The sequence below is a fragment of the Shouchella tritolerans genome (assembly GCF_025770735.1).
GTDB lineage: Bacteria > Bacillota > Bacilli > Bacillales > Bacillaceae_D > Shouchella > Shouchella tritolerans.
On record NZ_JAODPB010000001.1, the window covers coordinates 1,014,058 to 1,039,027 of the forward strand.

The 24,970-nt window shown below is 45.2% G+C and carries 25 protein-coding genes; 19 read left to right on the plus strand and 6 right to left on the minus strand.

Features of this window, described 5'->3' with window-relative positions; all coding sequences use genetic code 11:
* Positions 1-129: 129 nt before the first annotated feature.
* From N6H06_RS04770 to N6H06_RS04790, 5 genes are read left to right on the plus strand one after another with little or no spacing between them, the layout of a single operon-like run.
* Entirely contained in the window at positions 130-1,104 is a 975-nt protein-coding gene (locus N6H06_RS04770; protein ID WP_263705752.1) for an ABC transporter ATP-binding protein, read from the plus strand.
* Positions 1,104-2,132 carry an ABC transporter substrate-binding protein gene (locus tag N6H06_RS04775; RefSeq protein ID WP_062746609.1) on the plus strand — a complete coding sequence of 343 codons (1,029 nt, stop codon included), beginning with the start codon at positions 1,104-1,106 and terminating at the stop codon, positions 2,130-2,132. The genes N6H06_RS04770 and N6H06_RS04775 overlap by 1 nt, the downstream gene beginning before the upstream one ends.
* Positions 2,133-2,145: 13 nt before the next feature.
* Positions 2,146-3,804 carry an ABC transporter permease gene (locus N6H06_RS04780; protein WP_263705754.1) on the plus strand — a complete coding sequence of 553 codons (1,659 nt, stop codon included), beginning with the start codon at positions 2,146-2,148 and terminating at the stop codon, positions 3,802-3,804.
* Positions 3,797-4,900: an MBL fold metallo-hydrolase gene (locus N6H06_RS04785; protein ID WP_263705755.1), complete on the plus strand. Its 1,104-nt coding sequence runs from the start codon at positions 3,797-3,799 to the stop codon at positions 4,898-4,900. Before N6H06_RS04780 ends, N6H06_RS04785 begins: the two co-directional genes overlap by 8 nt.
* A gap of 2 nt (positions 4,901-4,902) precedes the next feature.
* On the plus strand, positions 4,903-5,697 hold the full coding sequence (locus N6H06_RS04790) for a CYTH domain-containing protein (RefSeq protein WP_263705756.1): 795 nt from the start codon (positions 4,903-4,905) through the stop codon (positions 5,695-5,697).
* 80 nt (positions 5,698-5,777) lie between these two features.
* Here the strand turns inward: N6H06_RS04790 and N6H06_RS04795 are convergent, their stop codons facing one another.
* Complete coding sequence (locus tag N6H06_RS04795) at positions 5,778-6,278, minus strand: DUF7878 domain-containing protein (RefSeq protein WP_263705757.1); 501 nt, start codon at positions 6,276-6,278, stop codon at positions 5,778-5,780.
* A gap of 476 nt (positions 6,279-6,754) precedes the next feature.
* Between N6H06_RS04795 and N6H06_RS04800 the strand changes: the two genes are divergently transcribed.
* The 4 genes from N6H06_RS04800 (at position 6,755) to manA (ending at position 10,108) form a co-directional block, all read left to right on the plus strand.
* Complete coding sequence (locus tag N6H06_RS04800) at positions 6,755-8,323, plus strand: acyl-CoA synthetase (RefSeq protein WP_263705758.1); 1,569 nt, start codon at positions 6,755-6,757, stop codon at positions 8,321-8,323.
* A 164-nt stretch (positions 8,324-8,487) separates the two neighbouring features.
* Positions 8,488-8,652 carry a hypothetical protein gene (locus N6H06_RS04805; protein ID WP_212954231.1) on the plus strand — a complete coding sequence of 55 codons (165 nt, stop codon included), beginning with the start codon at positions 8,488-8,490 and terminating at the stop codon, positions 8,650-8,652.
* A 26-nt stretch (positions 8,653-8,678) separates the two neighbouring features.
* Complete coding sequence (locus N6H06_RS04810; RefSeq protein WP_263705759.1) at positions 8,679-8,960, plus strand: hypothetical protein; 282 nt, start codon at positions 8,679-8,681, stop codon at positions 8,958-8,960.
* A 185-nt stretch (positions 8,961-9,145) separates the two neighbouring features.
* Positions 9,146-10,108 (plus strand): mannose-6-phosphate isomerase, class I, encoded by a 963-nt coding sequence (gene manA, locus N6H06_RS04815; RefSeq protein WP_263705760.1) that lies wholly within the window; start codon positions 9,146-9,148, stop codon positions 10,106-10,108.
* Positions 10,109-10,377: 269 nt separating this feature from the next.
* On the opposite strand, the gene N6H06_RS04820 is transcribed toward manA, so the two are convergent.
* Entirely contained in the window at positions 10,378-11,205 is an 828-nt protein-coding gene (locus N6H06_RS04820) for an undecaprenyl-diphosphate phosphatase (RefSeq protein ID WP_095253767.1), read from the minus strand.
* 124 nt (positions 11,206-11,329) lie between these two features.
* Entirely contained in the window at positions 11,330-12,607 is a 1,278-nt protein-coding gene (locus tag N6H06_RS04825) for an MFS transporter (protein ID WP_062746063.1), read from the minus strand.
* A gap of 225 nt (positions 12,608-12,832) precedes the next feature.
* On the opposite strand from N6H06_RS04825, the gene N6H06_RS04830 reads away from it, so the two are divergent.
* The 6 genes from N6H06_RS04830 (at position 12,833) to N6H06_RS04855 (ending at position 19,483) form a co-directional block, all read left to right on the plus strand.
* The gene (locus N6H06_RS04830; protein ID WP_212954228.1) at positions 12,833-13,948 is read left to right on the plus strand and encodes a CdaR family transcriptional regulator; all 1,116 of its coding nucleotides are present in this window, start codon (positions 12,833-12,835) and stop codon (positions 13,946-13,948) included.
* 74 nt (positions 13,949-14,022) lie between these two features.
* Positions 14,023-15,435, plus strand: coding sequence for a glycolate oxidase subunit GlcD (glcD, locus tag N6H06_RS04835; RefSeq protein WP_062746065.1), 1,413 nt, complete (start codon positions 14,023-14,025; stop codon positions 15,433-15,435).
* On the plus strand, positions 15,432-16,763 hold the full coding sequence (locus N6H06_RS04840; RefSeq protein WP_238583292.1) for a (Fe-S)-binding protein: 1,332 nt from the start codon (positions 15,432-15,434) through the stop codon (positions 16,761-16,763). Before glcD ends, N6H06_RS04840 begins: the two co-directional genes overlap by 4 nt.
* Before the next feature lie 159 nt (positions 16,764-16,922).
* On the plus strand, positions 16,923-17,765 hold the full coding sequence (locus N6H06_RS04845) for an ABC transporter ATP-binding protein (RefSeq protein WP_062746067.1): 843 nt from the start codon (positions 16,923-16,925) through the stop codon (positions 17,763-17,765).
* Positions 17,698-18,483 carry an ABC transporter permease gene (locus N6H06_RS04850; RefSeq protein ID WP_062746068.1) on the plus strand — a complete coding sequence of 262 codons (786 nt, stop codon included), beginning with the start codon at positions 17,698-17,700 and terminating at the stop codon, positions 18,481-18,483. The genes N6H06_RS04845 and N6H06_RS04850 overlap by 68 nt, the downstream gene beginning before the upstream one ends.
* Positions 18,484-18,517: 34 nt before the next feature.
* A complete protein-coding gene (locus N6H06_RS04855) occupies positions 18,518-19,483 on the plus strand; it encodes an ABC transporter substrate-binding protein (RefSeq protein WP_263705764.1) in 966 nt (321 codons plus the stop codon).
* 323 nt (positions 19,484-19,806) lie between these two features.
* Here the strand turns inward: N6H06_RS04855 and N6H06_RS04860 are convergent, their stop codons facing one another.
* Both N6H06_RS04860 and N6H06_RS04865 read right to left on the minus strand, forming a co-directional pair.
* Positions 19,807-20,328 carry a GNAT family N-acetyltransferase gene (locus N6H06_RS04860; protein ID WP_062746612.1) on the minus strand — a complete coding sequence of 174 codons (522 nt, stop codon included), beginning with the start codon at positions 20,326-20,328 and terminating at the stop codon, positions 19,807-19,809.
* A 23-nt stretch (positions 20,329-20,351) separates the two neighbouring features.
* Positions 20,352-20,804 carry a MarR family winged helix-turn-helix transcriptional regulator gene (locus N6H06_RS04865; RefSeq protein ID WP_062746072.1) on the minus strand — a complete coding sequence of 151 codons (453 nt, stop codon included), beginning with the start codon at positions 20,802-20,804 and terminating at the stop codon, positions 20,352-20,354.
* A 352-nt stretch (positions 20,805-21,156) separates the two neighbouring features.
* Between N6H06_RS04865 and N6H06_RS04870 the strand changes: the two genes are divergently transcribed.
* Positions 21,157-21,720, plus strand: coding sequence for a VanZ family protein (locus N6H06_RS04870; RefSeq protein ID WP_062746074.1), 564 nt, complete (start codon positions 21,157-21,159; stop codon positions 21,718-21,720).
* Positions 21,721-21,870: 150 nt separating this feature from the next.
* On the opposite strand, the gene N6H06_RS04875 is transcribed toward N6H06_RS04870, so the two are convergent.
* The gene (locus tag N6H06_RS04875; protein ID WP_062746076.1) at positions 21,871-22,575 is read right to left on the minus strand and encodes a hypothetical protein; all 705 of its coding nucleotides are present in this window, start codon (positions 22,573-22,575) and stop codon (positions 21,871-21,873) included.
* Positions 22,576-22,726: 151 nt separating this feature from the next.
* Here N6H06_RS04875 and N6H06_RS04880 point away from each other — a divergent pair, with 151 nt between their 5' ends.
* The 3 genes from N6H06_RS04880 to N6H06_RS04890 all read left to right on the plus strand — a co-directional run bounded on the left by N6H06_RS04880 (position 22,727) and on the right by N6H06_RS04890 (position 24,967).
* Positions 22,727-22,978 (plus strand): HPr family phosphocarrier protein, encoded by a 252-nt coding sequence (locus N6H06_RS04880; protein ID WP_062746078.1) that lies wholly within the window; start codon positions 22,727-22,729, stop codon positions 22,976-22,978.
* 296 nt (positions 22,979-23,274) lie between these two features.
* Entirely contained in the window at positions 23,275-24,531 is a 1,257-nt protein-coding gene (locus N6H06_RS04885; RefSeq protein ID WP_095238391.1) for an NAD(P)H-dependent oxidoreductase, read from the plus strand.
* 16 nt (positions 24,532-24,547) lie between these two features.
* Positions 24,548-24,967, plus strand: a complete 420-nt coding sequence (locus N6H06_RS04890) for a transcriptional regulator GutM (RefSeq protein WP_062746082.1) — start codon at positions 24,548-24,550, stop codon at positions 24,965-24,967.
* Positions 24,968-24,970 lie beyond the last annotated feature (3 nt).

The window sequence follows — 24,970 nt, forward strand, 5'->3', positions numbered from 1 at the left end:
CTTAACGTATTTTAGATTTTTTCTAACTACACGATGATTTTCGCAGATTTATTTTAATTTAACGTTAACGGAAGATTAATCATGTCTATACATTCGGCTCCTATACTCAGTAGTTGAGGGGAGGATTCCATGAAAATTACCTTAAAAGGGATTGAGAAAGCATATGGATCATTCCAAGCTGTAAAACCGCTTGATTTAACAATCGAGGACAGGTTTGTGACGATTCTTGGGCAATCAGGGTGCGGAAAAACAACTTTGCTTAAAATGCTTGCTGGCCTGACCGAGCCAACGGCGGGAGAGTTGTTTTTCGATGACCACCTTATTTTCTCGAAAGCAAGGAAGACGAATGTCAAACCGAATAAACGAGGCATTGCCATGGTATTTCAAGACTTTGGCTTGTGGCCCCATATGACTGTGTACGACAACATCGCCTTCGGTTTACGCAACATACGTTCAAAGAAAGATAGGCGCGATGCAGTGAACGAAGCGTTAACAAAAGTAAGGCTCGAAGACAAAGCGACTAAAAAGCCAGGCGAACTATCTGGAGGGCAACAGCAACGTGTTGCATTGGCGAGGGCGATTGCGGTGAATCCAAAGCTGATTTTATTCGATGAAGCGCTCAGTGCCCTTGATGCGATCTTGCGTGAGCAGATGCGGGAAGAGATTTTGGCGATTGTCCAAAAAATTGGCGCGCAAGCGATTTTTGTGACACATGACCAAACAGAGGCAATGGCCATGTCAGACATGATGATCGTGATGGAAGCAGGAAATGTTGTTCAAACAGGACGACCTGAACACATTTATCGATCGCCCGCACACGCTTATGTCGCTGATTTTATCGGCAAAGCGAATTGGATGAAAAGCCAAGAGGGGATGATTAGACCTGAGCGCATTTCTTTGCAGCCAAAAGGGCATGCACGCGCTCAAACAGGCCACGTCCGCAAAAGCTTATTTACAGGAGACCGCTATTTGATTGTGGCTGAAGTTAATGGCCAGCATTGGCAGTTCTATGATCAAAATCCTCATGAAATGGGTTCCTCTATTACGTTGTACGTACAAGAAAGCGACATTCATTATTTCCAAAAACAGGAGGCTTCTTCATGATGAAAAAAACAACAATCGCTCCAGTAGCCGGCATCGGAGCTGCGCTGTTTCTCCTTAGTGCATGCGGAGCAGAGGTAGGCGGGGAAGGGAACACAGCAACTGAAAGCACGTCCTCTAATGAAAACCAAAGCATTACGGTGTATTCGGCTGGGCCTGAAGGGTTGGCTGAAGACATTAAAACCGCTTTTGAAGAGGAGACCGGTATTCAAGTCGACATGTTTCAAGGGACAACGGGAAAAATTCTTTCCAGGCTTGAAGCGGAGTCTAACAATCCAGTTGCCGATGTGGTCGTCCTTGCCTCAGTACCGTCAATGGAAGGGTTAAAATCAGAAGGGATGCTCCAGCCTTATGAAGCCCAAAACGGCGAACTTATGAACCCAGAATGGAGCGATAGCGACCATTATTATTATGGATACAGCGCTTCGGCTCTTGGAGTAGCTTACAACACGAATCAAGTCGACAATCCTCCTGGTCAGTGGACAGACTTTAGTGATCCTGAGTGGGCCAATCGGGTGACGATGCCTGATCCGACTTCCTCTGGTTCAGCAGTTGACTTCTTGTACGGGTTAACGAGCACAGAAGCGGACGGATGGGAATGGATTGAAGGTTGGATCGACAATGGCTTGCTTGTCGCTGGGGCGAATAAAGAATCCCTAGATGCGGTCATTACTGGAGACAGAGACGTCGTTGTGTCCGCGGTCGATTACATGGCGTACAAAGCGAAAGCGAGCGGTGAGCCGATTGAGATTTACTACCCTGAAAGCGGAACAGTGATCAGTCCCCGTGCAGCTGGAGTATTGGCCGATGCCACCAATGTCAGCGGCGCACAAGCATACATCGATTTTCTCCTTTCCGATAAAGCGCAGCAGCTCGTCGCCGATGCCTATCTTCTGCCAGGCAATGAAGAGATTGCGTTAAGCGACCGCGCTTCGCTAAGTGAAATTCCTGTACTCCCAGTTACGTGGGAAGGAGCGGAAGAAAAGCAAATTGATACATTAAATGAGTTTACGTCGAAGTTGCAGCAATGATGGAGGATTCATAATGGTTGTCAGGAAACATATTTCGTTTGGCGCATTGCTCATATTGCTTGCAGCATTGGCGGCAGCGCCGTTGTTTGCGGTATTCGTACAGACATTTTTCCGAGATGGCTCGTTTTCTCTCGATACGTTTTTGGCTACGCTACAACATGGCCGAGTTCTGTCAACGATGCGCCATTCGTTTTTGCTAGGTTTGTATGTAATCGCCGCAACGACGTGCATTGCCCTTCCTCTTGCGTTGATCCGAACCAAAACAAGGCTGGCCAAGCACGATTGGCTAGATCTCGTCTTTACGATTCCATTTATGACGCCTCCTTATATTGGTTCAATGGGCTGGATTCTGTTTATGCAAAACAATGGCTATTACGAGCAGCTGTTTTCAACAGCAGCCCCGTCATCGTTTTTTAGCATAGCAGGCATGGTTTTCATTATGAGCATGCACTTATACCCGTTTTTGTACTTGATGCTAAAAAATGCGCTTGTTCGAATGAATGGTTCTTTTCAAGACGCAGCGCTCGTTTATGGGGCGAACCCAATCAGCAACTGGATCCGCGTTGTTCTGCCATTGCTCTTATCCAGCTACGTAATGGCGGCATTGCTTATTTTTATTAAAACATTAGCGGAGTTCGGCACGCCGGCGACATTTGGAAAACGGATTGGCTATCCTGTTTTCACAACGGAAATCCATCAATACTTGTCCCGTTGGCCTGTCGATATTCCAGCAGCAACGTCGTTGTCATTTGTGCTATTAGATGTGTGCATGGCTGTTTGGTATATGCAAAGTCTTGTTAGCCAGAAATTTGCATACGGCATTCATTCTGGCAAGTCGTCTATGCAAACAAGACAAGTCGAATCGTGGCCTATCACTGTTAGTGCTTATGTGTTTACGGGCGTGATTCTGCTGTTATCGATCGGCATTCCGTATTTCTCGATTGTCGCCACTTCACTGCTCGATGTCCGCGGCGATGGGTTAAGTTGGTCAAACCTTACGTTTGGTCATTACGTAGAGCTGTTTTCGTTCCAGTCATCTGGCTATCACGCTTTTATGAACAGCGTTGGGTTTGCGTTTGCTGCTGCATCAATTGCCTCGCTGCTTGGTTTCTTCACGGCGTTGTATGTTAAAAATGCTTCTTCTAAGCGGCAGAAACTAATTGATTTGACAAGTTTGTTGCCAAATATTGTGCCAGGCATTGTCTTTGTTGTTGGCTTGATTTTATTTTGGAATGCAAGTTGGCTGCCAGCCACTGTCTACAATACGAAATGGATGCCGATTCTCACGTACATTGTTTTGTTTTTGCCTTACTCGGTCCAGTACACAAAGGCAGCATTATCACAGCTCGACCAATCGATTGACCATGCCAATTCCATTTATGGGCCGACGGCAGCGAGTATTCTTGTGCGAGTATGGCTCCCCCTTCTCGCACAAGGTGTTTTGGCCGGATGGATCATGACGTTTATTATTTCGATGCGCGAGTTAGTTGGTTCGCTTTTAATTCTTCCACCATCTGTTCAAACAGGCGCTACGTTTATTTACGGCCAATTTGAACAAGGAAACGTTTCCCTCGGGATGGCGATGGCTGTGGTGACCGTATTAATGACAGTCGTGTTTTTATATGTGGTCGAATGGCTGCAGCGAAAGGCGCTCGTAAAGCAACATGGTTAAAGTAACGGCGTTAGGGGGAGTCGGCGAATACGGCCGCAACTGTTTTTTGCTTAAAGAGGAAGCGACCAATCAAACGATTTTGCTTGACTGCGGCGTCAAAAATGGAAAACCAGAACAATTTCCTGCAATTACTGAGCAACTAGCTTCTGCCATTGATGTTGTGTTTATTTCCCATGTTCATAACGACCATGTCGGCGCTTTGCCATTGCTCGCAGCAAAAGGATTTACGAAAGAGATATGGCTGAGCGAGGCGAGCCTTGCCCAGATTGAACCGATTAAAAGCGTCTGGCGCAAGAAAGCGGATGTTTCGCCGTATTCAAGCAGTGATGTTGACAAGCTCCGCTTCCAATCGTTCCCTAGCGATTCAAGAGGGAAGTGGACGAAACTATCCGATCACTTGTCTTTTACATGGGGGTATAGCGGCCATATGCTTGGTAGCGTTTGGTATGTATTACAAGTCGGAAAACACATGATTTTCTTTTCCGGCGATATGTCACTTGAATCGCCGCTGCTTGTAACGGATTACCCTAGAAAAATGGGTTACGACGTCGCTTTGCTTGATACGGGCCATAGTGGCATCACGATGCCACTGGAAAAGAGTATGGAAGCGATTCTTGCTTTTGTGCACGACCCAGCTAGACGCTATACGATTCCCGTTTCGATTTCAGGCAAAGCGTTTGACTTAATGTACTTGCTGTACACGAACCTTCCAGACAGAATCTTTTTTATTGAAGCTTCTTTTCGAAAAAGCGCACATCTTTATTTGCAGTTTAGCGATAACATCAACAGTGCTAAGCAAGCTGCTTTGACAGAGATGTTACAAAGCGAACGGGTTCAGTTTGGTTTTGAGCCAGCAGACCAACGGCCAGGCATTTATATTTCTGAACAGCCTGTTGTTGGATGTGTCCCGATTTCAACTAGCGATTTGGCGGCTCAGTCTTTTTATAAATCCCATCCTGATCTAGCTGACACGAATCATTTGCTTAAGTTTGTCAAAGCGAAGCAATACCTTTTCTTTCACAGCAGGCAGAAAGACTTGCGCCATTTGCTTTCGCAGATTCCTCATTATCAATCAAAACATATTGGAGGCGTATGACAATGAAAAAAACGATGGCTGTTGCCGCTCTTGCATTGGTTGCCGTGCTTGCTGCTGAAAGCAGCGCACAAGCCAATAGTCCGATTGTTCCAGGCTATGAAGTAAAGTTTAACCTCGACGTTGATCAATTTGACAATGAAGACGAGATCGTATCGGCTTTCCGTGCTGTCCACGATGAAGACGTGAACGTTTATTATTTTGATACGCCCGAGCAACAGTTTCGCGAAAACGGCTACATTCACCGGTTGCGTGTGTATGGGAGCGATAAGAAAACCGATCTAACTTATAAAAAAGTGTTTCCGAATAGGACGGTTGACGAGGCGATAAACGAAGCAACGTTGCGAGGGTTTCACGGCGATATGTCAAATTACAAATTTGAAAACGACCGTAAACAAGGCAAAGACACGTTCTCCATTAGCAGAAAAGAGAAATTTAAAAAGACAGACGATATTCATTTTGAAGGGATTGACGAACAAAGCGTGATTGCCCTTTTCAGAAAAGAAGCACCGAAAAAATATGCCGGTTGGGATGACACGAGTTGGTATGACGCTACATTAAGCCGTTCCATTTCGTACGGGCCAGCATTGGCGAAGACCTATGAAGGCGAATATCTCGGAATCGATGCCGATCTGGAAATCTGGTCGTATCAAGGCGAGTTGCTGGCAGAACTATCAACTAAGACGCCAGATCAAGCAGAAGCGGACGCGATTGAAGCTGCCTGGCTCCATGGCTTAACAGAATCTGGCTGGCTAAGCGCTGACCAAACGTCGAAAACGAGTTTTGTGATGGATCGGTAAAAGGGATCAGCGTGAATAAGAGAAGTACTTTAAACAGGCTCTTTTTATCTATCAATGGATAAGAAGAGCCTGTTTATCGATCAACTGTCCCATTCGAATACAGCGGCGGGAATATGTTTTATGAATTTATCTAGTTTGATAGAGAAATACGCTTCAATATCTCGCCTTAAGCCTTTCTCTAATGTTAAAAACGCTCGAAATAAGTAGTCTAGGTCAAATACATTATAGAGCTCTTGTTCTGCCCAAATCGATTTCAGTCTAGCGCTATCGCCAAAAGGAATGATAGAGAGAATCGCTCCGTCCTCGTATTCATCAAACTCCAACGTATAGTAATGAAATTCCAGCGCTCTTTTAGACTGGTCAATTGCCTGCTTCCAATTATACAAGTATGTATAAAACTCGAGGATGGGGAACTCTTCTTGATCAAAGTAAAGGTCGTCATTGATAAAAATTTTAAAGCGTGCACTGACATCTAAAATCGCAGAAACGTCTTTTCTTTGTTTATCAGTAATCCTGTTTCTGTCACTAGTGAACTGATACTCCATTTTTATTTGAGTGGATTGGCTGTCCATGGCATTCATAAATTTCCACCACTCCTTTAATAGATAAAATGATGACGCAAAAAGGAAGACGACGAATCAGAACCATTATAATTGAATAGTGCTTGATTTTACATCCCTTTTTCATGTAGGGCACCGCTCTTGCAGAAACTACTAGAGGAATCTCAACAACAAAGGCACCTCAACACTTAGCAGCCTGCTTGGGAACAGCTAGCTGCTATGCGTAGCAAGTCAATTTGCTCTACTTTGTTTACAAATTGCCTGTTAAACGCTTGTGCTTCCCCTTTGCCATCCGTTTTTCAACCGGTATAAACAAAGCGATGATGCCAATCGCGGCGAAAAGGATAACGGCAAACGGATAGGAAGTGATTCAAATGATTTTAAGACATTTTTTATGAAATGAAAAAATGGGCAACGAGACCCGATCTTTCCTGTTTAACTACCCAAAATAAGAAATATTCTGTATGATATAGCTAAATGAAAGGGGGAGTCATCAGATGGGACAGGTGTTGCAAGCGCCGCAAAGTTATAACGTAGCAGCTATGCTTGAACGGGAAGCGATCAGGACGCAAAAAGCGATTATTTGGCAAAACGAGGCCAATGACAAAGTTGAATGGACGTACGGCGACTTAATTCAAAAGATGAACCAGCTCGCGAATGCCTTAAGTCGAAGCGGGCTTAAAAAAGGAGATCCGGTGTTGTTGCTTTTTCCACGCGTACCAGAGGCGTATGCGGCTTACCTTGCTTGTTTGAAAGGCGGCTTTGTCATCATTCCGTGTTCAGGGATGTTGCGAGCGAAAGATTTGGCTTACCGGCTTAGCCATTCGCAGGCGAAAGGCGTCCTTGCTTACAAAGGATTTACAGCCGAAATAGACAAAATTTCTGATGGCAGCACCGATGGCCTAATCGCGAAGTGGGTGTTTGGCGAAGCGCCGAGCGGCTGGGAAAATGCGGATGATCGAATGAAAAATGAAAGCGTTTCCTTTGAGCGGGAAATGGATAAAGAGGAAATCGCGTTTTTGCCCTATACGTCTGGCACGACTGGAAATCCAAAGGCTGTTGTCCATACGCAAGCTTGGGCCTTTGCCCATTTGCAAACCGCTGCAACCGAATGGCTCGGTGTGGAAACAGGAGACCTTGTTTGGGCGACTGCGGCCCCAGGCTGGCAAAAGTGGGTATGGAGCCCGTTTTTATCGATAGTCGGCAAGCAGGCGACTGCCTTTGTTTACGATGGCCCTTTTCAGGCAAAAACGTATCTGCAATTAATCGATGAATATGGCATTGATGTTTTTTGCGCGACGCCGACTGAATACCGGATGTTGGCGAAAGAGGAGGCGCTTTCTTCTTTTAAACTTAGCAGCATCAAGCATGCTGTTTCAGCAGGCGAACCCCTTAATCGAGCAGTGATTGCCACATTTCAAGAACAATTTGGCATAACAGTGCGCGATGGCTACGGACAAACCGAAAACACGTTGTTAATTGGCACAATGATTGGCATGGAAGCACGGCCTGGTTCAATGGGCAAACCAACGTCTGGAAACGGTGTTGTCATATTAAACGAATCTGGAGAGGAGGCAGGCATTGGCGAGGTTGGCGATATTGCCGTCCATAAAGACGCGCCTGCATTGTTCCGTGAATATTACAAAGATCCCGAAAGGACGAAAGCCGCTTATCGCGGTTCGTATTATCTAACAGGCGACCGTGCTTATCGGGACGAAGAAGGCTATTTTTGGTTTGAAGGACGAAGTGACGATATTATTATTTCATCAGGGTATACGATTGGGCCGTTCGAAGTCGAGGATGCATTAACGAAACATCCAGCCGTCAAAGAATGTGCCGTTGTCGCTAGCCCTGATGAAATCCGCGGCCATATTGTCAAAGCGTTTGTCGTGCTCAATCGGCCAACGGACGATCAAAACAAGCTAACAAAAGAACTGCAAGAGTTTGTCAAACGTGAAACGGCTCCATACAAATACCCACGGGCAATTGAATATGTAGCCGGACTGCCAAAAACGATTTCTGGAAAGATAAGAAGGATCGAGCTCCGGCAGTTAAGCGAATCTTGAATGGTTTAGGTGTGTTGATTAATAGGAACAGGCTTCCGGCTAACATTGTTGGCTGGAAGTTTGTTCGTTGGTAAATGCTTCGTAGTAAGCTAAATGAGAAATATAAAAATGAAAAAAGCTTTTGTACAACTCCAAAGGAGCACTAAAGCATAGGAGTGGGAACGATGAAACCAAAGTCGATCGCTGTGTTTGCTTTTTTACTGCTTGTCGGCTGTGAGCAAAGACATTTCAATAGCTTTGCTGAAGCGAGATCGTACCTTAACGAGTTAGATGAGTTTCAAGAAGGCAACTGCTTAAAAGTGAACAAATATCAGATAAGCAGGAGATGAGCGCTTATCGAAGAGGTTCAGGGATTTTGTTTGTTTCAATTAAAAAAGAAGAGGATGAGTATGTTTGGGAGAGCAGTGACAGCGATTGGGATTTTGCTGGTGATGGCGACTTCTCGTATGAGATGCTTGCAATCGATGGCGTTCATGTGCTGTTTGGAAAAGTGCTAAGCGAACACGAGATTGAGTCGATTTCGTTAGATGGGCAGCCGCTTCATTATGATCCAGATTCCAATTTCTTTTTTGCCTTTCGTGAAGAACCGTTTGTGATTGAAGAAGAAAATGTGGACATAACCGTTTCAATGGAATAAGTCTTTTCCACCGTTCAACGCTGGCAACCATTTCTTCATGGCTGCTGGCTTTTTGTGTAGCTATCGTCTGGTGATCATTTCTATTCACTCCTTTAGCGCCAATCCACAAGGGCTTATCTTCCCTACAAAGATGTTTTATACTAGAGGGGCGATACATAACATCAAGGCGGAAAAGGGGAAAATGTATGGACCATGCCAAAACGGAACCGATTTTTTTAGAGCCTGTTTTGCTAGAACGGATTTGGGGCGGACAGAAGCTAGCGGCGTACGGGTATGATTTGCCCTATGAGCGGACTGGGGAATGTTGGGGAATTTCGGCCCACCCTCATGGGCAAAGCAAAGTGGCAAGAGGGCCGCTAAAAGGCAAGGCGTTGGCAGAGCTATGGGATCAGCATGGTGACTTATTTGGCGGCAAAACGAGCGAAACGTTCCCGCTGCTCGTGAAACTATTGGATGCAAGAGAAGATTTATCTGTGCAAGTCCATCCAAATGACGAGCAAGCAAAGCGATTGGAGGATCATGAAGCATACGGAAAGACTGAGTGCTGGTATGTGGTCGAAGCGGAACAAGGGGCGGAATTGATTTTAGGCCATACCGCAAAATCAAAAGCGGAGTTTGCGGAAATGGTGGAAGCGGGAAGATGGGACGAGCTCCTTCGCCGCATCCCTATTCAAACAGGCGACTTTTTCCACGTGCCGAGTGGAACGATCCATGCCCTCGGCGCTGGAAGTGTGATTTTGGAAACACAGCAAAGTTCAGATACGACTTACCGCGTATATGACTTTGACCGGATAGGGGCAGATGGGAAAAAGCGGGAGCTGCATTTAGACAAGGCGCAGGAAGTCGCGATGATTCCACACGCGCCATACCAAGCAAACACTGAAACGCTTGAAAAAAGCATTAGCCACACACTCACTCGCCTCGTGGCAACAGAATTCTTTACAGTGTATAAAGCAGTTGTGCAGGAAAAATGGGAGGCGGCGTTTCAAGCCCCTTATGTACTCGTAAGCGTCATCAGTGGCGAGGGAGAGCTAGTCGTTAACGGAAAAAAATATGCACTTGGAAAAGGCGACCATTTCATTTTGCCTGTACAAGCGACATCATTTGAAATCAACGGCCACATTGAAGCGATTTTAAGCCACACATAAAAAACGAGGGCCTTTTATGAGTTTGTTAAAAGTGTATAAAGCCTGATAACTGAATGATCTCGACTGGCCATTGCTTGGCCAGTTTTTTTTGAAAATCGTTAAAAAGCTTCCTTTCATTTTTTTATGGGACCTTTCACACCACAAGACTAAGCACAGACGGGATCAAAAAAAGCCTGCCAAAAGTCAGTAGATTGCTCTGTTCCTAGTGAATTGACTTTCGGCAAAGCAAAGCAAGCGAATGCCTAAACGCATTCGCTTGCTTACGACTTCTACGAAAACAAAAACAACAGCAGCAATCCAAGGGCAATCCGGTACAGCGCGAACGGGACAAGCTTGATTTTGTTAATCAGCTTTAAAAAGAACCGGACTACAACAAGGGAAACGAGAAAGGCGCTAATAAAGCCGGTGGCGTAAAAGGGCAGCAAGCTTATCTCAAGGGCGTCCCAATTCTTGACCAGTGACAGCGTACTAGCGCCAACCATAATCGGGATAGCCATAATAAAGGTGAAGTTTGCGGCTGCTCGGTGTGTTAAGCCAAGCATGACGCCGCCTGATATCGTTGAGCCAGAACGGGAAAAGCCTGGCCAAAGGGCAAGGCATTGGAATAGCCCAATCGCCAGTGCTTGTTTGTAAGAAATGTCGTCTACTTGCTGTTTCTTTTTATCGTTACGCTTGTTTATAAAATCGGCGGCAATCATTAGAAAAGCACCAGCAATTAAAGCAAATGCGACCGTGCGGACATGGAAAATCGACTCCATTTTGTCCTCAAATAATAAACCAAGCACTGCAGCTGGCAACAAGCCAACAGCGACTTTTCCTAACGTCAAGCCCCGTCCTTCGCTCTGTGTTGCTGCTTGTTTTTTAAAGCCTGCCAGTTGCAAGAGGCGGTCCTTGAACAGAAGCGCGACTGCTAAGATCGATCCTAGCTGGATCACAATTTTAAACACATAGGCATTTTGTGACCCGACCAACTCGCTTGATTTGAGCCATAAATCATCAACAATGATCATATGCCCTGTTGATGACACTGGCGCATATTCCGTCAATCCTTCGACTAGGCCAAGGATAGCGGCAACCATCCATTCCCAAACGTCCATCGCAAGTCTCCATTCTATCGATTCTTTTCAAGCTAAATCATACACGTTTTAAGAGAGGAAGACGTGTTTATTCTTGTCGGTTTCTAATGGAAGATTGTCAAAATGCTTCATCTTTTAAACGTTGTTAACTGGCGTATGAATGGCGCTGTTCGTCTTTCGGTTCAGGTACTTTTGCTAGTAAAGCAAAACCAATCAAAAACAGCACGATCAGGCTAAAGACACCTGCATTGGTGTTGCCTGTCAATTGCGTCGTGAGCCCGAGCAAGAATGGGCCCATCACGGCGGCGAATTTGCCAAACACGTTATAAAAGCCAAAAAACTCATTTGCTTTCTGTTTAGGAACGAGTTTTGCAAAATAGGAACGGCTTAATGCTTGAATGCCTCCTTGTGAAGTGGCAACTAGCATCGCCAAAATCCAAAAATCAAGCGTGGTCCGTAAGAAAAACGCATACACGCAAACAACGATATAGACGCAAATGCCGGCATAAAGCATTTTCTTGCCTGTAAAACGCTGTGACAGCCTGCCGTAAAGGATTGAACAGGGCGCGGCTACGATTTGCGTGGCAAATAAGACAATTAATAAATCGGTTGCGCTAATTCCGACATCACTGCCGTAAGCAGTAGACATGCGAATAATCGTGCCTACGCCGTCAATGTAAAAGAAATAGGCTAACAAAAATAAAAACAACGGTTTGTATTGGCGCACTTCGGCGAATGTTTGGCCAAGCTGTTTAAAACTATTGGCAATCGGTTTTGCTTCCCGTTTTTTATAATAACGTTGCGTCACATGCTTAAGCATCGGAATCGTGAAAGCAGCCCACCACAAGGCGGTAATTAAGAAAGCGATTTTGCTTGCGGCATAAAAAGAGAGTGGAATGATTTCCAACTGTGCCAATACAATCAAAGCAATGCTGACGAGAAAGGGGATGCAGCTGCCGATATAGCCGAGCCCATAGCCCCGCGCAGAGATATCATGCATTCGTTTTTCTTCGGTTACATCGACTAAAAAAGCGTCGTAGAATACATTGGCGCCAGCAAAGCCAACTGCCGTCACTGTATAAAGGATAAGGAGAATAAGCCAGTTATCGCCAGGCACAAACGCAAGCAAAGCGGTAGAACCAGCGCCTAGTGAAAAAAAGAATACAAAAAAGCGTTTTTTCAAGCCTTGGTAGTCAGCAATCGTCCCTAAAATCGGGCTTAGCATGGCCAAAATGAATGTGGCTATCGCAACCGTGTAGCCGAGATACGCCGTTGACGTAGCGTCACTAAGGCCTGAGTCTGTTGCAACCGCTTTAAAAAAGAGTGGAAACACAGCTGTCGTAACGATAATCGAATAGGCCGAGTTGGCCCAATCGTAAAGCATCCAGCTTTTTTCTTGTTTACTAAATCGTCTTGTTTTCATTGATTATCCTCCTGGCATAGTCGTTATAATAGAACTGTGGCTGCAAAGAAAAGACTATGTTTTTGCGTACATGCTATAAGTATATACAGTGATTGTTAAGACATGTTTGACGGCTATTAAAATGTTTGCCTAAGCAGAATAGGCCGTAGCGTTTGCAAAATATGCCAAAAACAGTTGGGCGTGATAAACTGTAAGGACAACTATGACAAAAGGGGGCGGCGATTTTTGCTGACGGATGTGCTTGCACAAAAAATTATAGCCGAAGCGTCGCAATTGATAAAAGAAGATCTCATCATTGTCAATAGAGACGGCTACATTATTGCCAGCACCGACCCGAACCGAGTCGGCACTTTTCATGAAGGCGCCAGCCTATGTATGGCCGAGCGGCGTAGACGTCTCATTACAGCCAAAGACGCAAACCATTTAAAAGGAGTCAAGCCAGGGCTTAATTTGCCAATTGTTGTGTTTCAGCAAGTAGCAGGCGTGATTGGCATAACGGGACAACCTGAGCAAATGGAGCCGTACGGCGAATTGTTGCGGCGGATGACAGAATTGCTCATTCAGGAAGCCCATATGATGGAGCAAATGCAATGGCAAACTCGTGCTCTGCAAGGGTTTGTGCAAGAGTGGCTTGAAGCAGGGGCGTTGACCGAACCTTTAAAACGGCAAGCTGCAGCCCATTCCCTTGACGTGCAAACCGAAAAACAAATTGTCCTGATTGAGACAGGATTGGATGAATCGATCCACTGGCGTGGTTTGGCGCAGTGGCGTGAACAAAGAAAAGGGATGATTGCCATTCCGTGGGAAAGAAATAAGGTTTTGCTTGTATGCTCGCCGCAGCCAGAAACTGCGCTTAAAGCGACTGTCCATACATTGGCGGAAACGCTGGACATTGGCGGGAGCTGGTGGGGAGGCGCCGGCAGGGCGTTGCCGCCTGATGAGATTAAGAAGAGTTACACGGAAGCGCAAGCGGCCTTAGCGGCAGCAAGAAAAACAAACCGTTTCGTATTTGAGCATGAGTTGAAGTTGGAACTGTGTGTAGAGGCAATTCCCGCTGATACAAAAGCACGCTTTGTTGAACGGGTTTTAAAAAAAGTGGGCGATGAACAAGAGCTTTTAGGGACATTGGCTGCTTTTTTAGAGAACGACCAATCGTTGAAACGCACAGCAGAAGCGCTTCATGTTCATATCAACACACTCCATTACCGTTTTCACAAGCTTAAACAGCATACAGGTTTAGATGTACGGAAGAGTGAGGATTTTGTTCTTTTTTATTTGGCCCATTTGTTTTTGGAGGATTCTACAAAGAAAGCAGATTTGAACGGGGATAATTTTGCATGAGCTCCTATAGAAAAGCGATTTCCGATTTTGTAAGCTTAAGAGATTAAGAACAAAAGAGGAAGAGGGATGAGAGCATGCTGTCTCAAGCAATAACAGAAGAATTGGAGAAGATTGTCGGCAATGGCAATGTGCAAACGTCTCAGGCGAGTCGCCTTGTCTATTCCTATGATGCCACCCCAAACTTTCAATCGCTTCCTGACGCCGTGGTCGCGCCGCGATCGACCGAGGAAGTGGCTGAGGTGGTCAAAGTATGCAACCGGGAAAGGATTCCGATTGTGCCAAGAGGTTCAGGCACGAATTTATGCGCAGGGACCGTGCCGACAGAAGGCGGTATTGTTCTGCTGTTCAAACATATGAACAAAATCATTGAAATCGATGAGGATAATTTGACGGTAACCGTACAACCAGGTGTCATCACATTGGATATGATTGAGGCTGTTGAAAAAAAGCAGCTTTTCTACCCACCTGACCCAAGTTCGATGAAAATTTCTACAATTGGCGGCAATATTAATGAAAACTCAGGTGGTTTGCGTGGGTTAAAATATGGCGTGACCCGGGATTATGTGTTGGCGCTTGAAGCGGTGTTGCCAAATGGTGATATTATCCGGACTGGCGGGAAATTGGCGAAAGACGTTGCCGGCTACGACTTAACGCGCTTGCTTGTTGGAGCGGAAGGAACGCTTGGCGTTATCACGGAAGCGACACTAAAACTTGTGCCGATGCCAGAGACGAAACAGACGATGCTTGCTTTGTTTTCTGATATGGAAGCAGCAGCACGGTCCGTTTCTTCCATTATTGCGAACCGCATTATTCCAGTTACGCTTGAATTTCTGGACCAGCCAACATTAAAAGCGGTGGAAGATTTTGCGAAAATCGGGCTCCCGACTGATGCCGAAGCGGTATTGCTCATTGAACAAGACGGAACAAAAGAAGTGGTCGAACGGGACATTCAGCATATAGCTGAGATTTGTTTGAATCAAGGAGCGCTTTCGGCTGAAGTCGCATCGTCAAAAGAAGAAGCGCTCGAATTGACGGCAGCTCGCCGTGCAGCATTGTCTGCGCTGGCAAGGCTCCGTCCGACAACGATTTTAGAGGACGCAACCGTGCCCCGCTCAGAAGTGGCGAATATGGTCCGGGCAATTAACGAGATTGCGAAGGAATACAATGTGACGATTTGTACGTTTGGGCATGCTGGAGATGGCAACTTGCACCCGACATGCTTAACGGATGTCCGTGATGAAGAGGAAATGCACCGAGTCGAGGAAGCATTTGCCGCTATTTTTGCGAAGGCGATCGAACTTGGCGGCACGATTACGGGTGAGCATGGCGTCGGCATGATGAAAGCGCCTTATTTGGAATGGAAGCTAGGGGAGGAAGGGATTGCGTTGATGCGCGCGATCAAACAAGCGATTGATCCACACCATATTATGAACCCGGCAAAGCTGTTTGCGAAGGAAACAAGAAAACGGGTGGTGGTGAGCCAATGAGCCAAGTGGAGATGACGGTACGGGAGCAGGCAATTCAAGCTGATTTTGCAAAACGGATGGACGAAACTGAGCTCCTTAACTGCATGCAATGCGGGTTTTGTTTGCCACACTGCCCAACTTACTTGGAGACAGGTTATCAAGAAGCACACTCGCCCCGGGGCCGCATTGCCCTGATGAAAGCAGTCCATGACGGTTTGATCGCCCCAGATGAGGAAGTCAAACGCTCCTTGGACTTATGCCTTGGCTGTCGCGCTTGCGAACCGGTTTGTCCTGCGGGCGTGAACTATGGCCATATGCTTGAAGAGGCCCGTGATATTTTTGAAGACCATTCCACCCACTCTGCCGGTGTCAAAACGATGCGCAAAACCGTGTTTGAAGGGTTGTTTCCCCACCAAAACCGGATGGAAAAAGCGATGAGCCTTGTTGGCTTTTACCAGCGTAGCGGACTGCAACATATTACCCGAAAAATAGGGTTTATGAAGTTGTTTCCAGAGAGCATGCAGGCGATGGAGAGGGCGATGCCAAGCGTCCTTCCCCGTAAAGAGCGGAAGGCACACAAACGTGTATATGAAGCAGAGCAAGCGCCGGTTGCTACAGTTGCTTTTTTCAAAGGCTGTTTAATGGATACGATGTTTTACGAAACCAACAAAAACACCATTTTGTTATTGCAAAAGGCTGGTTGCCGTATTGTCGTCCCAGATAGCCAAGGATGCTGCGGCGCCCTCCACGGCCATAGCGGCGAGAAGGCAAAGGCGCAAGAAATGGCGCGCAAAAACATTGATGCCTTTGAGGATAGCGGTGCCGATTTCATTATTTCAAATGCTGGCGGTTGTGGCGCTTTTCTCCAAGACTATAGCCATTTGCTTAGCAAAGACCGTGATTACGCTGAGCGTGCCGCTGATTTTACAGCCAAGATGAAAGACATCTCGCAAATTTTAGTAGAAGTCGGCTTTCATGAGCGCGTGCCACTGAAATTGGCCTCTCAGCGGATCACATACCAAGACTCGTGCCATTTACGCAATGTCATGAAAACAGCTTCTGCTCCCCGGCAGTTGCTCCAGGCAATTGAAGGGGTTGAATTGATCGAAATGGAAAAAGCCGATAGTTGTTGCGGGTCAGCCGGTATTTACAACATCATTGAGTCAGAAATGTCGATGCAAATTCTTGACCGAAAAATGGAACATACAAAAGCGACGAAAGCAACGACAGTTGTCACAGCGAACCCTGGCTGCCTTCTGCAAATGAAGCTCGGCATTGAACGCGAAGGCTTACAACAAAAAATGGAGGCTGTACATATCGTCGATTTACTTGCAGAAGCAGTTCAATAAAAAAGCCTTGCTAGGTTTTCCTAGCAAGGCTTTTTTGCGTTCACGCCCGATGTTTAGGGGGATGAAACCGTTGACGGTGAAAGCTCCCTCCATTAAAATGAATAAATGTTACTATTCTTATTAATAATCTTGGTTTTATAGGTTAAAGGGGGGATCGCGATGCAAGTAAAAATGAGCCATGTGGAAAAGACATTTGCCAAAGGCAAAAACGATACGCTCCACGTTTTAAATGATATTGACATGACGATTAACGAAGGCGACTTCGTTTCGCTTCTCGGCCCTTCAGGCTGCGGAAAATCGACGATTCTCAACTTAATTGCTGGGCTTGACTCGCCGACGAGCGGCGACGTGTTCGTCAATGGGAAGCAAGTAAACAAACCTGGCAACGACCGTGTTGTTGTTTTCCAAGAAGCAGGTTTGTTTCCATGGATGAATGTGCTTGAAAATGTCGCGTATGGACTAAAATTAAAAGGCTTTTCCAATCAAGAAAGTGCAGAAAAGGCACGTGAAGGTTTGAAAATGGTTCATCTGGGCAACTTTTCCACTGCTTATCCCCATGAGCTATCTGGAGGAATGAAGCAACGTGTCGCGATTGCACGGGCGCTTGTGATGGATCCTGATATTTTGCTCATGGATGAACCTTTTGCCGCTCTTGATGAGCAAACGAGAATGGTCCTCCATAAAGAACTGTTGGAAATATGGGCAGAGACAGGCAAAACGATTTTATTCATTACTCATAATATCCGCGAAGCTGTCATGCTTTCCAATCGAATTGTGTTAATGGGAACAAGACCTGGGCGTATCAAAAAAGAGTTTATCGTTCAAGCGGCGTTGCCTCGTGACCCAGCAGATAGTTACCTAGTGGATTTGGAAAGAAGAATCATGAAAGAACTTGAAGACGAGATGGAAAAAGTGTTAAAGGAGGAGTTTGGAGATGGTTACAGCTATAAGACGGACCGTATTCGTCGCGGCGATCATAGCTATATGGGAGATCATATCTAAAAGCGGCTTATTTCCAACCTTCCTTTTCCCTCCTTTGATTCTGCCAAATGATTCAGGCGGCGTTACCGTAGTAGGAACACTTATAAATGGTATTGTGGACGGGCGCCTGTTAACAGCAACGGGCCTCACGCTCGGACGGCTGTTGATCGGTTTTGCAATTGCGATTTCTCTTGGCCTTTTGTTCGGTTATTTGATTGCCCGTTACAAATGGGTAGACGACACACTCGGCTTTTTGGTGACGGCGTTGCAGTCGATTCCAAGCATTGTTTGGTTTCCACTTGCGATTGTTTGGTTTGGTTTGGGCAATGCATCGATCTTGTTTATTGTCACGATCGGGGCAACTTGGACAATGACAGTTAGTGCCAGCACGGGCTTTAAAAACGTGCCTAGCCTGTATTTAAATGTAGCACGGACGCTTGGCTCATCAGGGGCTCATCTCGTGCGGACTGTTGTGTTGCCCGCTTCTGTCCCACACTTGATTTCTGGTTTGCGGATGGCCTGGGCTTTCGCTTGGCGGGCAATTATGGCTGGTGAACTGCTAGGTGGTTCAGGCGGTTTAGGGTATTTGCTTAATATGGGGCGCTCGCTCCAGCAAATGGATCTTGTCTTGTCAGTGATGATCATCATCGGCATCATTGGCACGTTAATGGATAATCTCGTGTTTTTACGCGCTGAACGATCTGTTCAAAAAAAGTGGGGCTTGAAGCCAAGTCTATAAACAAAGTACATACGATAAAGAAGGGGAGAGTGGAATGAAAGGAATTATAAAAGCAGGCGCGTTTGCCTGCGTGGCAGCGCTTGCCTTAGCAGGATGCGGCCAAGGCGCAACAGAAGGGGAAGTTCGGATTGGTTATTTTCCGAATCTCACCCATATTGCCACCATTATTGCGTTGGAAAATGGCTATTTTGATGAAGAATTTGGCGAGGAGACGACGATTCAAACAAGGACTGTTCCAGACGGCAGCGCTTTTATGGAGGCAATGTCGACAAATGAGATTGATATCGGCACAGTCGGGCCAGGACCAGCAATGAATACGTATACGTCCAATCCTGCCCATTCGATTATTGCTGGTGCAGTCAATGGCGGTGCTGTATTAATGGTTCGTGAGGATACGGAAGTGGAGACAGTTGCTGATTTAGCTGGGGAACGGGTAGCAGTGCCGACATTAGGTTCGACGCAGGATGTCATGCTCCGTAAAGCATTAGCTGATGCAGGCGTTAATGCCGAGGAGGTAGAACTCATTCCACAAGCGCCGGCGGATACGTCGACGTTGTTTAACCAAGGGGACGTGGCAGCGGCAGCGACCCAGGAACCGTGGGGCAGCTATTTGGAGGAACAAACAGGGGCTCGCTTTTTGTTGGACGCTAATGCGTTTGCGTGGGGAGAGGAATCTACCAACACGGTTGTTGTAGCGACGCATGACTTTCTCGATGTCAATGAGGAGTTAGCACGGGCCTATTTGCGCGCACACAAAAAAGCGGTTCAGTTTGTCCAAGAGCAACCTCAAGAAGCAGCCGGCATTTTTGTCAGCCATATCAAGGAAGAAACGGGGAACGAGCTGAACATAGCAGAAATAGAGCAATCAATGGAGCGGTTATTCCCAACCGTTGACGTCAATGAACAAGTATTGCAAGAGATGGCCGATATCGCCCATGAGGCAGGCAATATGAGTTCAACTGATATGGATGGATTGGTTGATTTAAGCTATCTAGAATAATAAAAACAATAGCTTGAAAGGAGAGTTTTCTTATTTGAGGTAGCCAAGCGAAACGGACTGAATCCTCACGATTCAGTCCGTTTTGAAGCCGCAAGCATACTAGAGCGAGAGAACTTGACGCCTGCTTTTAGCCCTGATATTTGCCGTACTTGGTTTGTCAAACTGCAAGCATTTGCTGGTTTCATCCATCGTTGATTCAAACGTGTAAATGACAATATTTATTTTATGTTACTAGAAGATCAGTGATGTACTGTTCTCATTAAGAAAGCTATCTTTCTCGATACAATCGTCTCATGCTTAGGGGGGATCGATCACAAGGCTATTTAGTCCGTCAGTGTCTTGCTCATGATGAAATCGACTTGTTCGTCATCTCCCATGTAAAATGAGTGTGCTCCTGTTTGCACAAACCCCATTTTCTTATAAAAAGAAAGAGCATTGTGATTCTTTTCCCATACGCCTAGCCAGATGTTCTTCTTCTTCCGTTCGATTGCCATTTCGATCGCTTGATTTAACAAATATTTACCAAGTCCAAGCTTTTGGTAGTTGGTCTTTATATAGATCCTTTGGATTTCAAGTGATTCAGCTCCCATGTCTTCAGACTGGGCATCATTCATATTAACCTTTAAATATCCAGCAACGTCCTTGTTAAAGTAAACAAAAAAGAAATGCGAGGAACGGTTGGCTAACTCTTTTTCTAACTGTTTTTCGTTAAATGCTTTTCTCAAATAGGCATTCATATTTTCGGGTGTATTATAATCCTTAAATGTCTCATTGTATGTTTCATAACTAATGTCTTGAAGTAATTGCAAATCAGCTAATGTGCACTTTTTAATCGTGATAGTCAATTTATTTGTCCACCCTTTATAAATCAATAATGTCTCTTGTTGCCCTTTTTTACAAACTCCCAATCCTTTTCTACATTTTTTCTGACTCTTTGCAGCAGATGAAAAATGGTATCTGCTTCACTTTCAGAAAATCCTGCTAAGGCAACGGTATTGGAATAATCATTTTCTTTTCTTATAAAAGGATAAACACGCTCCCCTTTCTGTGTTGGAAAGAGTTTTTTAATTTTTTTGTTATGTGCATCTTCCTTCTTTTCAATAAAACCGTTCTTTTCCAGTTTCTTTATCGCCCGAGCTGCAGTTGTACGATCTACTTTTATCATCTCGGCTAGTTTTTCTTGAATGATGCCTGGTTGTTCACAGATCCTCACAAGGTATAAGTACTGTCCTTTTGTAAGGTCATATTCTTTAAACTCGATGTTGCTGATCGAATCTAATGCCCTTGCTATCATTCCAATCTCACGGAGAATTTCCTTCATCATTAAAACTCCTTAACGTTATTTTGTTGTAAATGCAACAAAATTAATATGTTCATTTTACTCGAATTTTATTGTATTTGCAATAAAAAAAGATCATAAAGTAGTCATGAATACGAGCAAAGCATCCGAGATGCAAACAGGCTTTAGGTTAGGCGAATCTTTATTTTAAGAGACTGAAAATGTTGCCAACAGGTGATGAATCACCAAAAACAAAATGAACATCATTAGACAGTTTCCCGATATTTTTGACGCCACTGCCTAGTGATTTTAGGCTATAATGGAGCAACGACATAAGATCGGTTGTTTGCAAAAAGAGAGAGAGGCACGTACAGCAAACGTGAAAGGAGAGGCCATGTCGCGTTTTGTTAAAATTGCCGTTGTTGTTATGCTGCTAGCCGCAGCTATTGGCATTATTGCTTATTCGAGCTCCACACCATACGCCAACCAAGACATGAGGGGCATCCTGAGCAGGCTGCCGCTATCGTGGCTCGAACAGACATTTATCGGCCAGATTTCTTTTGTCTATGGTGGAAGGCCGGTTGGCATTGCTTATACAGGCGTAGAAGCGTTTGTTGAATTTTTCTTGCGCAAAGGGGCCCATTTTGTTTCTTTCTTCGTGATTGGTGCTTTGGCTTGCCGGTTGTTTGCGTACGTCTTCCGCCTACGCTTTGCAAGTTTTTTCGCCCTCCTATTCGTCATTGGTTATGCTTCCTTCGATGAGTACAGGCAATCGCTTGTACCTGATCGAACGCCATTATTGGAAGACGTTTTATTGGATACAGCAGGTGGAATAACAGGCATTCTCCTTGTGGTGATTTGGTTGTCTGTTCGAAAAATGAGGCAAAACCGAACGCTTCCTCCAGCAAGCCAAGAGCCGCGGACGAGAATGGAACGCAGGCAACGGCAACGCGCTTAGCAAAGAGATAGAAAGAAGCGGCAGCCCAGCGATATCGCTGGGCTGCCGCATGGTTGTTTTTGTGTCGGTTAGACTTTGCTAATTCGTTAGCGTATGTTGCTGTGTAAAGTCGTTCATGTGACAGCGTGATTGCCGGCTTTATCTTTTCATCTATTGTGGTTTTTCCAGGTCTTGCACAAGTGCAGCCGTTTTTTTGTGCTTTTCAAAGTGGAGCGCTTTTTCAAAAGCACGGTATGCCTTTTTCTCGCCATGAAATCGGAACATCGCGTACTGATGGAGTTCAAATGTCTTTTCTGTTTCAAATAGGTTGATTGCTTCTTTAAGGTTGTCTGCCCGCTGGTGAAGGAAATACGTTTTAAATTTTTGGATGGCATAGGGTTTTAAATAGTAAGGTGGAATATCCGTTTCGGATAGAAGCTGTTGAAGTGATTCTCTGGCAGTCGTTCTTGCCGAATCTAACCGTTGCTTTGCGTGCTCTAGTTTCCGTTTATACGAGCGGCTGTTTTTAATGAGTCGGTTGATGCCATACATTCCAACAACGTAAAAGAATAGAGGCGCTAAAATGAACAGGGCCAGAAACAGCAACGCCTTGTATAGAAAGAAAGGCAAAGAAAGGAGTTGGAATGAAGCGATCAGCATATTGCCAAATAACGTGTGAAAGGAAAAAAGGAATAGAATGATTGCACAAGCAAACCATGTGTTCAGATAGCGTGGGAGAAAAAAGTGACGCAGCGGCCCGCTTGTCAGTTGCTGAAACTGTTCCAGGCATTGCCTCTCTTCTCCTTGTGCTTGTTCGTTTTGTTCAACGAGCACTTCCAGAGACTGAATATGGGCAAGCCATTGCTTTTGGTTCATACTATCCCGCCTTTCCTTGTTCTTGTCCAGTTGTTTTATTTTTATGATGTCCGTTTGGCAACAATGACTGTTTTCGCAAGAAGTTCTTGTTCCTCGGTATTTTCGAGTGAAGGCTGCATATAGATGATTCGAGACGAAAGGAGAGGAAAAGATGGAAAAAACGGTTACGGTCGGACTCGAACATGGGCTCCATGCGAACGCTGCTTCGGCATTTGTCCATGAAGCAGGGCAGTACAAAGCGGATGTCTACCTTAAGAAAGGATCTTCAACGATTAACGCAAAAAGCATTCTTGGCTTAATGAGCATCGTTGTTCAAAAAGGAGATGACGTGTTGTTGACAGCAGAAGGTGCAGATGAGGAAGCCGCGATTGAACGATTAAGCACATTTTTGGAAGGAAAATAACGAAAAAACCGGTGCCACGTGCATCGGTTTTTTTATTTAACAAACGATTACCTTCCTTGTAGTAAGCAAAGGTCTAACCGACTTTGTGGTAGCCACTTTGCCATAGCTGGAGAAAAGGGCATCATTGTCCTTTTTGTGAAAAAAGATTTGACAACGCTTTCTCAAGAGACTACAATAACCAATAAGTTCATATCATATGATATAACTTGTAACATATGTTACCGTATTTAAACTAATAACATGAAGTGTAACATATGTAAAATGATGATTCGTTCTAAAAACGAGGAGGAAGATGTATGTCCATTTATCGGGAATTACAAGAGCGTGATAAACAACAACAGCCAATTAAAGTGGGAGTGATCGGTGCCGGTCAAATGGGATTCGGTTTAATTTCTCAAATCTCTCGAATTCCAGGAATGGTCGTTGGTGGGATTTGCGATGTCCATATTGAAAATGCAGAAAAAGCCCGTGATTTTTATCATTCTCAAGAAAATAGAAAAGTGGAGACTGTTGTTTCTTCTGATTACCGGGCAGTAATCCAATCAAATACAGTAGAGGTGGTCGTCGATGCAACAGGCGTCCCAGAAGTTGGTGCCAATATTGCCTTGGAGGCACTCCGTTCAAGAAAGCATCTTGTGCTACTGAATGTTGAAGTAGACATTACAATCGGATCGTATATGCATAGCATGTTCGATGCGGCTGGCCTTGTTTATTCTGGTTCAGCAGGAGACGAGCCGGCAGCGATTGTAGAACTTTATGAATTCGCGAAAACAATGGGGTTAGAAGTAGTCGTAGCAGGAAAAGGTAAAAACAACCCACTTAAGCCAACAGCAAATCCTGACACATGTGCAGAGGAAGCTAAACAGAAACATATGAGCGCACATATGCTGGCAGCATTCCAGGATGGCACAAAGACAATGGCTGAGATGAATTTGTTGAGCAATGCGATTGGACTTGTGCCGGATAAAGTCGGAATGCATGGAGTCGACGCTAACTTAGATAATGTCGCTAAGAAGCTAGATTTGAAAGAAAACGGTGGCGTCCTTGACTCACTTGGTGTTGTAGAATATGTAAACGGTTTAGCACCTGGGGTGTTTGTCATTGTCAAAAGTGAATTGGAACCTGTAGATGAAGAACTGCGCTACTTGTTAAAAGTCAACGCCAACCATGGCCCCCATTACACTTTATACCGTCCGTACCATCTGGCAAGCCTAGAAACGCCAATTACGATTGCTAAGGCAGTGCTTCATCATGATACGTCGATTCATCCCCTTGGCGCACCGGTTTCTGAAACCGTAGCAGTTGCAAAACGTGCGATTCAGCCAGGTGAGAGACTAGATGGAATTGGCGGCTATAGCGTAAGAGGCATGTTGGAAACACATCAGGATATGAAGCAGAATGGCCATATTCCGATTGGCCTGATTAGTGGCAATGTCGTCGCCAAACGAGCCATTGAAGAAGGACAGTTTTTAACGATGGATGATGTCGAACTCGACACAATGACTACCGTTTGGAAACTCCGTGCATTGCAAGACCATTTATTTGCTGAATAACAAGGAGAAGGTGGATATGAAGCTTGTACTAATTGCTTGCTGTCTGTTGCTCATTCAATCAGCGTTGACTGCCATCCAAGTTCGCTATTACCAAAAATCGATGAGAGCACTAGTCGGAAAATATAAAGGAGAAAAGGGATACCACCTCTTCTCAGGACAATCCCGCCGTCGAATCGGGCCTGGTTCTATCGTTCTCTTAGTAGTAGATGAGTCTTACATCATCCAAGAATGCCAGTGTATGCGAGGAGTAAGTATTCTGTCTACTTTTAAAGAGATGGAAGAATACGAAGGAATGCACTTGGGCGAGCTGTTGGACAGGCTTCACACTTCAGAAAAAAAACGCAAGTCGCCTGCATTGCAAACTGCCTTACAGGCGGCTGGCGAGCAAGCGCTTACGGCGATTTCAAAGATGAGGAGAACGACCTCGATTTCTTAAAAA

Coding starts and splice junctions, on each gene's coding strand:
- N6H06_RS04800 (WP_263705758.1), top strand. CDS start 6,755: ATGGGACAGGTGTTGCAAGCGCCGCAAAGTTATAACGTAGCAGCTATG.
- manA (WP_263705760.1), top strand. CDS start 9,146: ATGGACCATGCCAAAACGGAACCGATTTTTTTAGAGCCTGTTTTGCTA.
- N6H06_RS04840 (WP_238583292.1), top strand. CDS start 15,432: ATGAGCCAAGTGGAGATGACGGTACGGGAGCAGGCAATTCAAGCTGAT.
- N6H06_RS04785 (WP_263705755.1), top strand. CDS start 3,797: ATGGTTAAAGTAACGGCGTTAGGGGGAGTCGGCGAATACGGCCGCAAC.
- N6H06_RS04845 (WP_062746067.1), top strand. CDS start 16,923: ATGCAAGTAAAAATGAGCCATGTGGAAAAGACATTTGCCAAAGGCAAA.
- N6H06_RS04805 (WP_212954231.1), top strand. CDS start 8,488: ATGAAACCAAAGTCGATCGCTGTGTTTGCTTTTTTACTGCTTGTCGGC.
- N6H06_RS04820 (WP_095253767.1), bottom strand. CDS start 11,205: ATGGACGTTTGGGAATGGATGGTTGCCGCTATCCTTGGCCTAGTCGAA.
- N6H06_RS04770 (WP_263705752.1), top strand. CDS start 130: ATGAAAATTACCTTAAAAGGGATTGAGAAAGCATATGGATCATTCCAA.
- N6H06_RS04865 (WP_062746072.1), bottom strand. CDS start 20,804: ATGAAGGAAATTCTCCGTGAGATTGGAATGATAGCAAGGGCATTAGAT.
- N6H06_RS04885 (WP_095238391.1), top strand. CDS start 23,275: ATGTCCATTTATCGGGAATTACAAGAGCGTGATAAACAACAACAGCCA.
- N6H06_RS04870 (WP_062746074.1), top strand. CDS start 21,157: ATGTCGCGTTTTGTTAAAATTGCCGTTGTTGTTATGCTGCTAGCCGCA.
- N6H06_RS04875 (WP_062746076.1), bottom strand. CDS start 22,575: ATGAACCAAAAGCAATGGCTTGCCCATATTCAGTCTCTGGAAGTGCTC.
- N6H06_RS04880 (WP_062746078.1), top strand. CDS start 22,727: ATGGAAAAAACGGTTACGGTCGGACTCGAACATGGGCTCCATGCGAAC.
- glcD (WP_062746065.1), top strand. CDS start 14,023: ATGCTGTCTCAAGCAATAACAGAAGAATTGGAGAAGATTGTCGGCAAT.
- N6H06_RS04775 (WP_062746609.1), top strand. CDS start 1,104: ATGAAAAAAACAACAATCGCTCCAGTAGCCGGCATCGGAGCTGCGCTG.
- N6H06_RS04795 (WP_263705757.1), bottom strand. CDS start 6,278: ATGAATGCCATGGACAGCCAATCCACTCAAATAAAAATGGAGTATCAG.
- N6H06_RS04790 (WP_263705756.1), top strand. CDS start 4,903: ATGAAAAAAACGATGGCTGTTGCCGCTCTTGCATTGGTTGCCGTGCTT.
- N6H06_RS04850 (WP_062746068.1), top strand. CDS start 17,698: ATGGTTACAGCTATAAGACGGACCGTATTCGTCGCGGCGATCATAGCT.
- N6H06_RS04825 (WP_062746063.1), bottom strand. CDS start 12,607: ATGAAAACAAGACGATTTAGTAAACAAGAAAAAAGCTGGATGCTTTAC.
- N6H06_RS04780 (WP_263705754.1), top strand. CDS start 2,146: ATGGTTGTCAGGAAACATATTTCGTTTGGCGCATTGCTCATATTGCTT.
- N6H06_RS04855 (WP_263705764.1), top strand. CDS start 18,518: ATGAAAGGAATTATAAAAGCAGGCGCGTTTGCCTGCGTGGCAGCGCTT.
- N6H06_RS04890 (WP_062746082.1), top strand. CDS start 24,548: ATGAAGCTTGTACTAATTGCTTGCTGTCTGTTGCTCATTCAATCAGCG.